The organism is Halopiger thermotolerans, from assembly GCF_054654555.1.
In genome coordinates this window covers 1,649,616-1,662,403 of sequence record NZ_BAAIEU010000004.1, presented here as the reverse complement: position 1 = coordinate 1,662,403, position 12,788 = coordinate 1,649,616, and the positions used below count along the sequence as shown (strand labels likewise).

Annotated in this window: 16 protein-coding genes; 7 read left to right on the top strand and 9 right to left on the bottom strand. The window is 67.0% G+C overall.

Features of this window, described 5'->3' with window-relative positions; genetic code table 11:
• Positions 1-276: 276 nt before the first annotated feature.
• Positions 277-954: a helix-turn-helix domain-containing protein gene (locus tag ACYQ26_RS16090; RefSeq protein ID WP_459809905.1), complete on the top strand. Its 678-nt coding sequence runs from the start codon at positions 277-279 to the stop codon at positions 952-954.
• 217 nt (positions 955-1,171) lie between these two features.
• Positions 1,172-1,717 carry an HAD family hydrolase gene (locus tag ACYQ26_RS16085; protein ID WP_459809904.1) on the top strand — a complete coding sequence of 182 codons (546 nt, stop codon included), beginning with the start codon at positions 1,172-1,174 and terminating at the stop codon, positions 1,715-1,717.
• Positions 1,718-1,736: 19 nt separating this feature from the next.
• On the opposite strand, the gene ACYQ26_RS16080 is transcribed toward ACYQ26_RS16085, so the two are convergent.
• The 3 genes from ACYQ26_RS16080 to ACYQ26_RS16070 all read right to left on the bottom strand — a co-directional run bounded on the left by ACYQ26_RS16080 (position 1,737) and on the right by ACYQ26_RS16070 (position 3,349).
• Entirely contained in the window at positions 1,737-1,970 is a 234-nt protein-coding gene (locus tag ACYQ26_RS16080; RefSeq protein ID WP_459809903.1) for a DUF5822 domain-containing protein, read from the bottom strand.
• A gap of 76 nt (positions 1,971-2,046) precedes the next feature.
• The gene (locus ACYQ26_RS16075; RefSeq protein ID WP_459809902.1) at positions 2,047-2,931 is read right to left on the bottom strand and encodes an ABC transporter permease subunit; all 885 of its coding nucleotides are present in this window, start codon (positions 2,929-2,931) and stop codon (positions 2,047-2,049) included.
• A 10-nt stretch (positions 2,932-2,941) separates the two neighbouring features.
• Entirely contained in the window at positions 2,942-3,349 is a 408-nt protein-coding gene (locus ACYQ26_RS16070) for a hypothetical protein (RefSeq protein ID WP_459809901.1), read from the bottom strand.
• Between the two features lie 203 nt (positions 3,350-3,552).
• On the opposite strand from ACYQ26_RS16070, the gene panB reads away from it, so the two are divergent.
• Positions 3,553-4,365, top strand: coding sequence for a 3-methyl-2-oxobutanoate hydroxymethyltransferase (gene panB, locus ACYQ26_RS16065; protein WP_459809900.1), 813 nt, complete (start codon positions 3,553-3,555; stop codon positions 4,363-4,365).
• Positions 4,366-4,461: 96 nt separating this feature from the next.
• Positions 4,462-4,866: a hypothetical protein gene (locus tag ACYQ26_RS16060; RefSeq protein WP_459809899.1), complete on the top strand. Its 405-nt coding sequence runs from the start codon at positions 4,462-4,464 to the stop codon at positions 4,864-4,866.
• A gap of 9 nt (positions 4,867-4,875) precedes the next feature.
• Here ACYQ26_RS16060 and ACYQ26_RS16055 read toward each other — a convergent pair whose 3' ends face one another.
• The 3 genes from ACYQ26_RS16055 to ACYQ26_RS16045 all read right to left on the bottom strand — a co-directional run bounded on the left by ACYQ26_RS16055 (position 4,876) and on the right by ACYQ26_RS16045 (position 6,499).
• On the bottom strand, positions 4,876-5,094 hold the full coding sequence (locus ACYQ26_RS16055) for a hypothetical protein (protein ID WP_459809898.1): 219 nt from the start codon (positions 5,092-5,094) through the stop codon (positions 4,876-4,878).
• Positions 5,095-5,167: 73 nt separating this feature from the next.
• Positions 5,168-5,944, bottom strand: a complete 777-nt coding sequence (locus ACYQ26_RS16050; protein WP_459809897.1) for an alpha/beta fold hydrolase — start codon at positions 5,942-5,944, stop codon at positions 5,168-5,170.
• A gap of 90 nt (positions 5,945-6,034) precedes the next feature.
• Positions 6,035-6,499: an NYN domain-containing protein gene (locus ACYQ26_RS16045; RefSeq protein WP_459809896.1), complete on the bottom strand. Its 465-nt coding sequence runs from the start codon at positions 6,497-6,499 to the stop codon at positions 6,035-6,037.
• Between the two features lie 303 nt (positions 6,500-6,802).
• On the opposite strand from ACYQ26_RS16045, the gene ACYQ26_RS16040 reads away from it, so the two are divergent.
• The 3 genes from ACYQ26_RS16040 to gcvH all read left to right on the top strand — a co-directional run bounded on the left by ACYQ26_RS16040 (position 6,803) and on the right by gcvH (position 10,455).
• Positions 6,803-8,818 carry a S8 family peptidase gene (locus tag ACYQ26_RS16040; RefSeq protein ID WP_459809895.1) on the top strand — a complete coding sequence of 672 codons (2,016 nt, stop codon included), beginning with the start codon at positions 6,803-6,805 and terminating at the stop codon, positions 8,816-8,818.
• A gap of 134 nt (positions 8,819-8,952) precedes the next feature.
• Complete coding sequence (gene gcvT / locus ACYQ26_RS16035; protein ID WP_459809894.1) at positions 8,953-10,065, top strand: glycine cleavage system aminomethyltransferase GcvT; 1,113 nt, start codon at positions 8,953-8,955, stop codon at positions 10,063-10,065.
• Positions 10,066-10,071: 6 nt separating this feature from the next.
• Positions 10,072-10,455, top strand: coding sequence for a glycine cleavage system protein GcvH (gene gcvH, locus ACYQ26_RS16030; RefSeq protein WP_459809893.1), 384 nt, complete (start codon positions 10,072-10,074; stop codon positions 10,453-10,455).
• A gap of 187 nt (positions 10,456-10,642) precedes the next feature.
• Here gcvH and ACYQ26_RS16025 read toward each other — a convergent pair whose 3' ends face one another.
• From ACYQ26_RS16025 to ACYQ26_RS16015, 3 genes are all read right to left on the bottom strand, one after another.
• Positions 10,643-10,798 (bottom strand): hypothetical protein, encoded by a 156-nt coding sequence (locus ACYQ26_RS16025; RefSeq protein ID WP_459809892.1) that lies wholly within the window; start codon positions 10,796-10,798, stop codon positions 10,643-10,645.
• A 46-nt stretch (positions 10,799-10,844) separates the two neighbouring features.
• Positions 10,845-11,555 carry a helix-turn-helix domain-containing protein gene (locus ACYQ26_RS16020; protein ID WP_459809891.1) on the bottom strand — a complete coding sequence of 237 codons (711 nt, stop codon included), beginning with the start codon at positions 11,553-11,555 and terminating at the stop codon, positions 10,845-10,847.
• A gap of 223 nt (positions 11,556-11,778) precedes the next feature.
• Positions 11,779-12,558 (bottom strand): competence/damage-inducible protein A, encoded by a 780-nt coding sequence (locus ACYQ26_RS16015; RefSeq protein ID WP_459809890.1) that lies wholly within the window; start codon positions 12,556-12,558, stop codon positions 11,779-11,781.
• Positions 12,559-12,788 lie beyond the last annotated feature (230 nt).

Here is a 12,788-nt window from a genome sequence, read left to right as displayed (position 1 = left end):
CGTTTCCGACGGGTTCGGAGCCGTGACCGTCGGTATTCGTGACGTGCCCTCTTAAAGCGCTGGAAAAACAAGGCCTGTCGGTCAACGGCTTCGACGGCGTTTCTTCTTCCGTCACGATTCCTGCGGGGATACCGCAACGCGTCACGCGCGGCTCGAGGACCCCCAGGCATCCGTCCACCATACTATGATTATGATTCGATTCGAGTCCCACAGCGAGCACGGCAGCAGCGTCGGATACCAACCGGACTCGAGCCCGCCGCGCGAGGTGATCCGCCGATGACGACGATCGCAGAACTCTCGGTCCCGACCGACGAGTTCGCGCTCGCGGAGACGTTCCGGCAGCTCCCCGACATGGAGGTTCGCGTCGAGAGCGTCGTCGCCGAAGGGCCGGGCCGAACGACGCCGCTCGTCTGGTTTTCAAACGTCGATCCGGACGAACTCGACGAGACGCTGCGTGCGGACTCGACCGTCGTCGAACACCAGCAGCTCCTCGAGGACACCGACGACGGGGAGTGGTTCTACCGGCTCAAGTACAGCGAGGACGTCAGTTCGATCTGTCGCGCGATCTACGCCCACGACGGTACGGTGCTGGGCGCGCAGGTCGCGGACAACCAGTGGACGCTTCGCGTCCTCTTCCCCCACCGCGAGGGGCTCTCGGACGCCGTCTCGGACATCGAGGAGCTGGGCGTTCGCGTCGACGTCAAGCGGATGGTCGAAGCCGGCGGCGACGAGGACCTCGAGACGACCGCGGCGCTGACCGAACCGCAGAAGGAAGCGATCGCCGAGGCCTACCGCCAGGGCTACTACGACGTCCCCCGCGAGATCTCGCTCGAGGAGCTGGCGAACGAACTCGACATCTCCCACCAGGCGCTCTCCGAGCGGCTTCGCCGGGCGAATCGCGTGCTCGCGAGCGAGCAGTTGGACGGAGCGACGAGCGAGATGGCGACCGAGTAACGTCGCGCTCGTCGCGGCCGGTGTCCGACTGGGGGCCGGCCGTTCGCGTCGTAACGCCTCACCGCGCACCACGGTACGGTTCGAATAACTCGAGAGGAAACCGACCGCGACTCGGTTTTCGTTGTCCGTTTCCGTTCCAGCCACGCTCCCGCGTTCGGCGAGCGTCGCCCCCGTCGGAACCGAAGTCACTATTCGACCGCCGCTCGTATCACCGATCGTGACCGAGACCGACTACGAGGCCGTCGTCTACGATCTGGACGGGACGCTCGTCGACCTCGAGGTCGACTGGGCCGACGCCGCGCGCGCGGTCCACGAAGTGTACGAAACCGCCGGCGTCGAGCCGCCGAGCACTGACCTCTGGGATATGCTCGAGGCGGCCGACGACGCCGGTCTGCGGGCGGATGTCGAGTCGACGCTCGCCGCCCGCGAACGCGAGGGCGCCCGCACCGCACCGCGGTTGGCTCACGCCGACGACCTCCTCGAGCGGACGGTGCCGGTCGGCGTCTGTTCGCTCAACTGCGAGGCGGCGTGTCGGATCGCGCTCGAGGAACACGGACTGGCCGACGCGGTCGACGTCGTCGTCGGTCGCGACACCGTCGCGACGCAGAAGCCGGATCCGGAGCCGCTGCTCGAGGCGGTTCGAGAACTCGGCGTCGACCCCGAAAACGCGGTGTTCGTCGGCGACTCGCGGCGCGACGAACTGACGGCCGAGCGCGCGGAAACGGCCTTCGAGTACGTCGGGTCGGGGCCGTCGGGAGTCTAAGCGGTTTCTCCAGCGGACGCTATTCCTGATGGCGCTTCGCGTACGCGAACACCGCGAGCGCGGTGAGCGTCCAGACGACGGCGCCGACGCGGACCGCGAACTCCGCTCGAGCGCTCCAGCTCGGCAGGTCGGTCTGCAGGGAGAGGGCGGCGACGATCGGCGCGCCGACGAGGATCGTGGTGACGAACGTGACCTGCATCACCCACCCGTAATCGACGCCCTCCGGATCGGTCGTTTCGACGGGTTCGGGCACGGCCGACACTCCATACCGTGACCTCTTAAGCCTCGCGGGTTACGCGTTCGGCCGGGAGTAGCGACCGTCGATCCGCTCAGAGATCGGCGCACTGAAACCGGTAGTAGCCGATCAGTAGCGGCGCCGTTCCCCACCACAGGAGGACGACGCCCGCGAACCACGGCTCGAGGGCGACCGCGGACGCGGCACCCGGCGTCCCGGCGACCGTTTCGATCAGCGGCGTCTCCTCGAACGGCGCCGTCGCGAGGGTCCGGTACGCGTTTTGGGGATTCAACTGCGCGACGTACGGATACCACGCCGGCAGCGGCGGTTCCGGGACGGAGCCGGTCTCGAGGAACACCAGTCCGAACGCGAGGACGCCCCAGACGAACTGAAAGAGCACGAAGACGCCGAACCCGGCCCACGCGGCGTACGTCGCCGAGGCGGTCGCCGCGGACAGCCCGATCGCCATGCTGACGAAAACGACGCCGAGCAGAATCGTCGCCGCGGTGAACGCGAGGAACGCCGCCGGTGCGATCCCGCCGGTGACCGCGGCCGCTACGACACCGCCGACCGCGAAGCCGACGAGGATCGCGGCGGCGACGACCGCGCTCCGCCCGAGGAGTTTGCCGACGAAAACGCTGCGCCGATCGTGGCCGAGCCCGAGCAGCAGATAGATGCTCCCGTCCTCGCGCTCGCCGGCGAGCGCGCGGTAGCCGACCAGCAGGCCGATGATCGGCACGAACAGGCTCGCCGGGGAGAGCAGCCCAAAGACGACGCCGAACCCGTCGCTGAACTCGCCGCCGAAATCGGCGTCGGCGAGCGCCGGGAGCAGCGACAACAGCGCGACGCCGCCCGCCGTAAAGAGCGCAAACACCGCCGTCAGCGCGAGGAGCGCCCGAGATCGCACGGCATCCCGGAACTCCTTTTTCGCGACGACGATCGCGCTCCGCGGTCGGTCGCCGGCGGTCGTCTCGCGCATGTCCGGTCACCTACGGCGTCCCGACGTGGACGTGACGGCGATAGAGGTAGTACGCCGAGACGGCGGCACTGACGCCCGGAACGAAGAGGCCGCCGGCCGCCGCGATCGCGTACTGGTGGCGGTCGGGATCCCACCCCTTGAGCGCGCCCGTCCCCTCGAGGGCGCCGACGTCTCGGTACAGCGCGACCGGCAGGAGGAGCGTCAGCGCGGTGGTCGGGACGGCGATACCGGCGGCCGCGAGCACGAGCGTCGACTCCGAACCGGCGAACGGAACGGCGACGATCTCGAAGGCGGCAGCGACGATCGCCAGAAAGACGGCGCCCGTGAGGACGTGAAACGGCGGTACCAGCGCGGCGACGTACCACCAGCGGGACCGACGGACGGGTTGGGACGCGGTCGCGGGTTCTGAATACGTCATCGAGTTCACATCTAACGCGGACGGCAAAGTAGCTGACTCCGGGTTTCGGAGCCGGAAGTTCCGGAGAGCGATTCGAGTAGATCGAGGGCCGAGGGTCCGCGCCTGCGGTCGCCGTCGGTCGACCGCGCCGGAGCACGTCCCCCGGCCGATCCGTCAGCGACGCAGAGCGATGCTGTTTACTCGTCGGACCCGAACTGCAGCGTATGCCCACGGTTCGGGATCTCACGGCGAAGGCGGGCGAGGAACCGATCACGATGTTGACGGCCTACGACGCGCCGACGGCCGAGATCGTCGACGAGGCGGACGTCGACATCATCCTCGTCGGCGACAGCGTCGGCAACGCGTCGCTGGGGTACGACACGACGCTGCCGGTCACCGTCGACGACATGGCCCGCCACGTCGGCGCCGTCTCGAGGGCGACCGAGGACGCCGTCGTCGTCGCCGACATGCCCTTCCTCTCCTACGGCGTCGACGAGAGCGACAGCATCGAGAACGCCGGACGGATGCTCAAAGAGGAGGGGGCCCACGCCGTCAAACTCGAGAGCGGGCCCCACACCGTCGAACTGACCGAGAAGATGGTCCAACTCGGTATTCCGGTGATGGCCCACCTCGGACTGACGCCCCAGCACGTCAACCAGTACGGCGGCTACCCCCGCCAGGGGACCGACGAGGACGCCGCCGAACGCATCGTCGAACTTGCCGTGGCCCACGAGGACGCCGGCGCGTTCTCGCTGGTCCTCGAGCACGTCCCGTCGAACCTCGCGGCGGCCGTCACGGAGGCCATCGACATCCCGACGATCGGCATCGGCGCCGGGCCGGACTGCGACGGCCAGGTGCTCGTCGTCGACGATGCCGTCGGGCTGAGCGAGTGGTCCCCCTCTTTCGCGAAGCAGTTCGGCAACGTCCGCGAGGAGATGGAATCAGCGGTTGCGGACTACGTCGAGGCCGTCGAATCCGGCGAGTTCCCCGCCGAAGAACATAGCTACGAGGAGGCGGATCTCGAGGATATCTACTAGCTGTCATATATCTCACCAATCGACTGTAGAGATGAGTTCAGCAAATCAACATCCTTAAACATAATTCTCATCACGTTGGTAGGTGTTGGCTGCCATATGTATGATGACACACCAAATAAAGAGGAAATAGACTGGATAGCCGAGCGAATACGAGAAGTCTACAACTACGATCGGTTGAAGGATTGTGACATTGACTATCTCTATAATCAAGAGTTCGGAATGCAGGCAGACGCTCAAATTTTCGAGACGATATTTCCTGACGGCGATAGCAGTATCCAAGGTCCGGCACGAGCCTACTTACTGGATCAAGAGAATGCAGACAGAGAAGCACTAACCGAAGCAGAAAAAATACGCCTTCATATGCTGAAGAAAGAGGCAGAGATAGAGATTCGGCGTGCTTTTGGGCACCGGAAGGAGCTACGCCGCGAGCATCGAAACAAGCTCGCTAACTCTGTCTCGGATGCACTCAACTCGCTCGGGTCACTGCTCCCTTGGAATTGAATAAACAAACTACTTCGGCACCTCGTCGTGTTCCGGATGCCGGTCCGTGAACAGCGGCCAGAACGGAATCAGCAGTACGCCGCCGATCAGGACGAACGCGACTACCGTTAGCTCCGTCGGCAGGCCGAACAACCATAGCCCGGCCGTGAGCGCACACGTCAGCGCGACGTAGGCGTAGAAGGCGACCTGCACGCCGCCGAAGCCGTGGACGCCGTCAGCGGGGAACATACGCGGTGTTCCGCTCGCTTCTATAAACTCTTTGTCGTGAATCGGCCGCTCACTGCTTCGATCGTCCGCACGGTCACGCCGTCGTCTCGTCCACGAACTCGAGCACGGCGTCATTGAACGCCGCCGGCTGCTCGAGCATCGCCAGGTGGGCGGCGTCCTCGATCCCGACGAGGTAGCCGTGCTCGATCTCGTCGGCGAGGTACTCGTGGAACCACGGCGGCGTCAACTGGTCGTACTCGCCGTAGACCGCCAGCACCGGTACGTCGATCTCGTCCAGTCGATCGCGCACGTCGAACGCGTGGCAGGTGCGAAAGTCCCGGTTCACCACCGCCTGCCCGCACTCGCGGAACCGCTCCTTCGAGCGCTCCCGGAGTTCCGGCTCCGGATCGTGGAAGAACCGATCGTCGTCGTGGAGGAACTCGACCGCTCGCTCGAAGTCGTGCTCGAGCCACTGCAGGAGATCCTCGAGGACGCCGAGTCTCGCGCCGGCCCCCGTCAGGACGACCGCCTCGGGGTCGAACTCGCGCTCGAGCAGGACGTGCAGGACGACGGCGCCGCCCAGCGAGTTGCCGACGAGGACGTCCGCGTCGGTTTCCTCGGCGACGGCGAGCACGTCGTCGGCGTAGGCCGACAGCGTCGCGTATCCCGGCGACGCGTCGATGTCGTCCGAGTCGCCGTGGCCGCTGAGATCGAGCGCGACGACGGGCGCGCGATCGGCGAGCCGGTGCTGGCTCTTCCAGACGTGCCGGGATCCCCCGCTGCCGTGGATACAACAGATCGTCGGGCCGTCGCCGCCGCGGTCCGCGACCTCGTAGGCGGTGGTGCGGCCGTAGTGAGTGACCGTCTCCATGGCTAGTCGAACGACAGGTGCGCGTATAAAGACTCGAGTCGGTTTAGCGGGGTGGGAGGCCGGAATCGGACCAATAGTGAGGAACCCGCGTCACTCGCCGATCGTGATCGCCTCGTCGGCCGCGTTCTGCAGCGCGTCCGATCGCCCGTACGACCCCGGCGCGATCGCGATCGTTTCGATGCCGACGGTCCCCGCGTGCTCGAGGACGGGCTTGAAGTCGGTATCCCGGGAGGCGATCGCGAGGCGGTCGATCGTGCCGGCGCTGCCCAGCGCGGTCGCATCGACGGCGAGTTTGACGTCGACGTCGCCGCTGGTGACGATCACCTCGAAGCCCCGCGCCTCGGCGGCCTGGATGAGTCCGGGCGTGGCGTGTTCGTCGAGGTAGAGTCGGATGACGCCGACGCGGCCGAGGTCGCGGGCCGCGTCCCGGAGGTCGTTCAGGTCGACGTCGAACTCGTCCCGGAAGACGTTCGGCCCGTCGACGAACAGCCCGACGGTCGGCTCCGACGATCCGTCGAGTCCGAGACCGAGACGGGCGCGAACGCTGTCGAACATGCCCCTCCCTTCCCGCGGGCGAGAGATAGGTGTGACGAAACGCGACGACGGGGCGGTGTCGCGTCGGTCTAGTCCGCGGTAGTCGCTCCCGATCCGCTCGACTCGAGGCGCCGTCGATCGGCGGAAACTGTCGCTGCGTTTCTTCCCGATTCGCGGGGGACCTAATGGGCGGAATTCAAATGTTCTGTCTTTATAAGGCAAACCCCATTCTGTTCTGACATAGTTTTCGGGCTAGAATATGAAATAAATATTCTCTAGTTCGATAAGATTTTACTAATTTCAGGGTTTGATGACTGTCGTTCCATGCAACCGAACGATCCGCGGGACGGGGCCGACTCCGACCGCGCGTACAATCGGCGAACGGTTCTCACCGGGGCCGGGTCGCTCTCGATCGGCGGTCTGCTCGCCTCGAGCGGGGTCGTCAGCGCCGACGACGAGAACGGCCGCGAACCCGGACCGAAGGAGGACGAACTCATCGTCGGCATCTCGCCGTCCGCGTCGGACATCGAGCGGGAGGCGCTCGCGGCGGTGCCCGGCGACGCGAGGGTCGAACACACGAACGAGGTCATCAACTACGCGGTCGTTTCCTTCCCGTCGGAGGCACCGGACTTCGCCCGCGAGACGTTCATCGAGGCCATCACGGCCAACGAGTACGTCGAGTACGCGGAACCGAACGCGACGATGGAGTCGTTCGTCACCCCCGACGACCCCTACTACGGCTCCCAGCACGCGCCCGCCCAGATCGGCTGCGACGAGGCCTGGGAGACGACCTACGGCGATGGGGACGTGACCATCTCCATCGTCGATCAGGGGATCCAGTACGACCACCCGGCGCTCGCGGACAACATGGACGACAGCGTCTCGAACCACGGCAACGTGTTCACCGGCTACGGGAGCGATCCCTATCCGGTCGCCGGCGACGAGCAACACGGCACCCACGTCGGCGGCATCGCCGCCGGCGGCACGGACGACGGCACCGGCCACGCCGGGATCAGCGACTGTTCGCTGCTGTCGGCGCGCGCCCTCGACCGGAGCGGACGGGGGGCGCTCTCCGACATCGCCGACGCGATCCAGTGGTCGGTCGACGCCGGCGCGGACATCATCAACCTCTCGTTAGGTTCGACCAGCGGCTATCACACGCTCCGGTCGGCCTGCGACTACGCCGCCAACAACGGCGTCCTGCTGGTCGGCGCGACCGGCAACTCCGGTGCCAACAGCGTCGCGTATCCGGCGGCTTACGACGACGTGATGGCCGTCACTGCGGTCACCAGCAACGACTCGCTGGCGTCGTTCTCGAACACCGGGTCTCGGGTGGACATCGCCGCGCCCGGCACGCGGATCCTCTCGGCCGTCCCCTGGGACAGCTACGGGCGGATGTCGGGCACGTCGATGGCCGCGCCGGTCGTCTCCGGCGTCGCCGGCCTCGTGCTGTCGGCCTATCCCGACCTCTCGGGCGCCGAACTCCGCCAGCACCTGAAAGACACCGCCGTCGACGTCGGCCTCTCGTCGTACGCGCAGGGTTCCGGCCGGCTCGACGCCGCCGCCGCAGTCAACACCGTGCCGGACGGCTACGACGGCGAGCGCGGAACCGGCGACGACCCGCAGGACGACGACCAGTCCGACGGCGACGAGAGCGAGGGCCACCTCCTCGCGTTCGTTACCGATCCCTCCGCCTCCCTCGCGGAGTATGAGTTCACCGCCGACGGCCCCGTCGAGATCGCGGACGCGCCCTACGACTCCCCCTCGGGTCGGAGCATCGGCGGCAACGGGAACGACACGATCACGGAATCCGACGGCACGTACACTGTCTCCGGTCTCACCGGCCGCGGCTACGGCGACGCGTTCCGCGTGCGAGGCGCCGTCACCTCGATCACCATCGACCAGCCCGACGTGATGTGGGTCGAACTCGACGGCGAGAAGATGTCCGTCGACCGGGTCATCTCGGAAACGGGCGGCAACCCCGACGAGGACGAGACGGCCGAACCCACCTGCGGCGACGAAACGATCACCGCCAGCGTCGACGGCACCCTCGACGGTAGCGGCTGGTGGGGCGAGAGCGACCGCTACACCTACTCGCTGCACACCGAGAACCCCTGCTCGGCCACGCTCGAGCTCGAGGTGCCCGACGCGGCCTCCGTTAACCTCTACGTGACCCTCGACGGGCGCCGGCCGTCGCGGTGGGATTACGACGAGAGCACGTCCGCCGACGGCGAGCCGATTACGGTCTCGCTCGAGGGCGACGAGCAGTTCGGGCTGCAGGTCCACGCAGTCTCCGGAACCAGCGACTACACGCTGTCGATCGAAGAACGCGGCCTGTAGCGCTGCCGTCGGCACCGCAAGGTGTCGACACTCGTCGTTTTTGACTCGCTCGGCTCGCTCGAGCGGCCCGCCGACGGACTGATCGGGGCGCACCGACGAAAAGACATTACTATCCCCGGAGTGTCCACCCGACTATGCCGCTTCAGACGCCGCCGTTACGTGGGATCCACGACGAGCGTGGTGCGAAGTTTACGGAGTTTGGCGGCTGGGACATGCCGGTCGAGTTCGACTCGATTCGAACGGAGCACGCGGCCGTCCGGGAGGACGTGGGCATCTTCGACGTCTCGCACATGGGCCAGATATACGTCACCGGCCCGGACGCGACGACGCTGATGCAGCGACTCACGACGAACGACGTGCGCCGCCTCGAGGTCGGCGACGCCCAGTACGCCGCGATCACCGACGAGGAGGGCATCATCATCGACGACACGGTGGTGTATCGACTGCCCGACGAGGACGGGGAGGCGACCTACCTCTTCGTTCCCAATGCCGGGACCGACGAGGCGACCCACGAACGGTGGATCCAGTACCGCAACGAGTGGGACCTCGAGGCGACCGTCGATAACCAGACCGACGAGTACGCGATGTTCGCCGTACAGGGGCCGAACGCGGCGGCCCTCGTCGGCGAGGTCGTCGACGAGGTCGACGCCGCGGGCTCGGTGACGGACCTCTCGCGGTTCGAGGCGACCGAGGCGACGATCGACGGCGTCGAGTGCTGGACCGCCCGCACGGGCTACACCGGCGAGGACGGATTCGAACTGATCGTCCCCTGGAACGAGGCCGAGCGCATCTGGTCGGCCTTCGACTGCCAACCCTGCGGGCTCGGCGCGCGGGACACGCTCCGCATCGAGGCTGGCCTCCTGCTGGCCGGCCAGGACTTCGATCCCGAGGACAACCCCCGGACGCCCTACGAAGCCGGCATCGGGTTCACGGTCGACCTCGAGACGGAGTTCGTCGGCCGCGACGCCCTCGCCGAGGTCAAGGCGGAGGGCGTCGAGGAGAAACTCGTCGGCTTTCAGCTGATCGACCGCGGCGTCCCGCGACACGGCTACGACATCACGAACCCGGAGAGCCGGGTCGTCGGTACGGTCACCAGCGGCACGATGAGTCCGACCCTGGAGCAGGCGATCGGCCTCGGCTACGTCCCCGTCGAGTACGCGGATCCGGGGACGACGCTGCAGGTCGTCGTCCGCGGCCGGTCGAAGAAAGCACGAGTCGAGCAGACACCCTTTATCGACACCCAGTAATCACACATGAGCTTCGACGTACCAGACGATCGACGGTATCTGGAATCGCACGAATGGGCACTCGAAACCGACGGCGTCGTCCGCGTCGGCATCACTGACTTCGCACAGGACGAACTCGGCGACGTGGTCTTCGTCGAACTCCCCGACGAGGGCGACGACGTCTCGCAGGAGGCGCAGTTCGGCGTCATCGAATCGATCAAGGCCGTCTCCGACCTCTACGCGCCCGTCAGCGGCGAGGTCGTCGCGGTCAACGAGGAGCTGTTCGACGCCCCCGAACTCGTCAACGAGGACCCCTTCGGCGAGGGCTGGATGCTCGAGATCGAGCCGGACGATCCGGACGAACTCGAGAACATTCTCTCGGCCGACGAGTACGAGGACCAGATCGCCTGATTGCGCGACTGCGCGCCGGTAGATATCGCTGTACTTCGATTCGCAGGTCCCACGACGACAGCGGAGCGGCTGTTCCGCGTTGCCGTCCGGTGCGGTCGCCTCCGGAACAGACCGAACTGGACCGGACCAGACCGGACCGACTGTACCGGACCCGCGTTCGTCGACTCGAGAACGACCCGACGCGAGGCTACCGATTGAACGCGACCAGCGCGGCGCCCGTGACGATCGCCGTCGCGCTCGCCCACGCGAGCCAGACGACGGGGTCGTCGATCACGGCCGTGGCTGCGAGGGTCCCGAGGGAGGCGGCGAACAGCGCAACCGTTCCGCGTTCCGTTCGATCCATTGGCTGGTGCAGTCGAATGGGCGACACCTATTGCGACCGTACTGGCTCACTCGAGGGAGACGAGTCGGTCGAGCAGGTCGTCGATCGGCGCCGTCGTCGTCGCCAGCGAGTAGCCGTCGATTCGGGCCAGATCGGCCGCGTGCGGCCAGAGGTCCTCCTCCTCGAGCCCGTGGAGGATGACGGCGTTCGGCGTCGGGTTGACGACCCGCAGGGCGACCAGCGGGGACTCCCCGCGCGTGACGCCCGTAAACACCAGCACGCGGTTCGTGCTCTGGCCGTACAGTCGGAAGAACTCCTCGCTCGAGAGGCGGGTGATCGCCTCGATGCTGTCGATGACGGTGTGGCCGCTGATCCGATCGGTGTCGCCGGCCGCGATCTCGGTCGCCTCGAGTTCGTCGTACACTCTCGAAAGGGGAATCGAGGTGGCGTACTCGCGCAGGTCGAGGACGACATCGCTGTCGAACCCCGCCGAGAGGACGCGGCCGTACTGGCGGATGCGGTCGCCGCCGCGCCGTTCGTCGATCGCGAGCAGGCCCTCGACGAGCCGTCCGACGACGCCGATGCCCGGACTCTCCCGGCGGCCGCTCTCGTAGTCCGAGATGACCGACGAGGAGACCCCCAGTTCCTCGGCGAGATCGGTCTGTGAGACGTCGAAATCGGTTCGCCACTTGCGCAACGTGGCGCCGGGGTCGTCGCTCAGCGTGATCTCCCCGGCTATCTTCTCCGCGAGTTCGCGTTTCGGCCCACGTCCGCCCATACACGTCGGTTGGACGGTCGACCCAAGTAGCTACCGAATATCGACTGATAAACGGTCAGGCGGCGGGACGAGGGGGCGCGTCTGCCAACGACAGTCGTCCGCGTCGCCTTCGCGGGACTCGTCGGCACCGCGGTGCTCGGCGAACTGTTCGTACTGACGGTGACGAGGTCGGTCGTCGTCTGCTACCGGACCCAGCGGAGCGACGTGCCCGGCCCGAATCGGGCTACTCCGAGGGTGAATCCGACGCGGGCTCGGACTCGGATTCCGACGGCGGCGCGGTCGTCTCGATGCGCTCGCGCAGCCACTCGATCGCTTCCTCGACCGTCGACTCGTCGGTCCCCGTGACTCGAATGCGGCCCGGCCGCGACTCCCCGCGCGGGTAGCTGCCGACGGCCACGTCGAACTCGTCGCCGGCCTGCTGGAGGACGCCGTGGAGCGACCCCTCCGGCGCGGGCGTGTAGATCGTCTTCGCGGTCGCGTCGCCGCGGAACTCCGCTTCGACCTCGCGGAACATCGCCTTCATCTCCTCGGGGATGCCCGCGAAGACGTAGACGTTCTCGACGATACAGCCCGGCGCCCACGCCTCGTCGACGACGATCGGCGTCGCGCCCTCCGGCAGGGAGGCGGCGGCCTCGAGATCCAGTTCGAGGTCGTACTCGGCGACCATCTCGGGGTTTTCCTCGCGGAACTGTGCCGCCTTCTCGCGGAGGGCATCGTAAATCCGCTCATGGACGACGAGGTCGCGGTCCAGCCCCTCGGCGACGGCCTCGACGGTGAGATCGTCCGGCGTGCCGCCGATGCCGCCGGTGACGATGACGGCGTCGAACTCCTCGCGCCACCGGCCGACGTAGTCGGCGATCTCGGCGCGGTCGTCGGGGATCGTCAGGATGCGGCCCACGGTGCTGCCGCGCTCGGTGAGGCGCCCGGCCAACCAGGATGCGTTCGTGTTGGTCGTCGTCCCTGCGAGCAGTTCGTCGCCGACGGAGACGATCGCGACGTCCATGGCCGCGGTTGGGCCTCGAGGCAGTTAGCGGCTCCGCCCGCGGCAGACGAGCGCCGGAACGCCGCCGCTCGAGGCGGGTACCGGACGGTCGACCGGCGGGGGTCGATTCTCGCCGACGCCCGCCGACATGGGCGAGTCGGCGCCGGTGCCAATACCGACGATACGCGGGTGCTGACGCGTGAGCGGACGGCGAGCTCGGCTCGAGGCGAACGGGAATATTGATACTAATT

What these genes read in the sequence shown, in the direction of transcription:
- gcvH (WP_459809893.1), top strand. Translation starts at nt 10,072, where the DNA reads ATGAGCTTCGACGTACCAGACGATCGACGGTATCTGGAATCGCACGAA.
- ACYQ26_RS16070 (WP_459809901.1), bottom strand. Translation starts at nt 3,349, where the DNA reads ATGACGTATTCAGAACCCGCGACCGCGTCCCAACCCGTCCGTCGGTCC.
- gcvT (WP_459809894.1), top strand. Translation starts at nt 8,953, where the DNA reads ATGCCGCTTCAGACGCCGCCGTTACGTGGGATCCACGACGAGCGTGGT.
- ACYQ26_RS16055 (WP_459809898.1), bottom strand. Translation starts at nt 5,094, where the DNA reads ATGTTCCCCGCTGACGGCGTCCACGGCTTCGGCGGCGTGCAGGTCGCC.
- ACYQ26_RS16075 (WP_459809902.1), bottom strand. Translation starts at nt 2,931, where the DNA reads ATGCGCGAGACGACCGCCGGCGACCGACCGCGGAGCGCGATCGTCGTC.
- ACYQ26_RS16045 (WP_459809896.1), bottom strand. Translation starts at nt 6,499, where the DNA reads ATGTTCGACAGCGTTCGCGCCCGTCTCGGTCTCGGACTCGACGGATCG.
- ACYQ26_RS16025 (WP_459809892.1), bottom strand. Translation starts at nt 10,798, where the DNA reads ATGGATCGAACGGAACGCGGAACGGTTGCGCTGTTCGCCGCCTCCCTC.
- ACYQ26_RS16090 (WP_459809905.1), top strand. Translation starts at nt 277, where the DNA reads ATGACGACGATCGCAGAACTCTCGGTCCCGACCGACGAGTTCGCGCTC.
- ACYQ26_RS16040 (WP_459809895.1), top strand. Translation starts at nt 6,803, where the DNA reads ATGCAACCGAACGATCCGCGGGACGGGGCCGACTCCGACCGCGCGTAC.
- ACYQ26_RS16060 (WP_459809899.1), top strand. Translation starts at nt 4,462, where the DNA reads ATGTATGATGACACACCAAATAAAGAGGAAATAGACTGGATAGCCGAG.
- ACYQ26_RS16020 (WP_459809891.1), bottom strand. Translation starts at nt 11,555, where the DNA reads ATGGGCGGACGTGGGCCGAAACGCGAACTCGCGGAGAAGATAGCCGGG.
- ACYQ26_RS16015 (WP_459809890.1), bottom strand. Translation starts at nt 12,558, where the DNA reads ATGGACGTCGCGATCGTCTCCGTCGGCGACGAACTGCTCGCAGGGACG.
- ACYQ26_RS16050 (WP_459809897.1), bottom strand. Translation starts at nt 5,944, where the DNA reads ATGGAGACGGTCACTCACTACGGCCGCACCACCGCCTACGAGGTCGCG.
- panB (WP_459809900.1), top strand. Translation starts at nt 3,553, where the DNA reads ATGCCCACGGTTCGGGATCTCACGGCGAAGGCGGGCGAGGAACCGATC.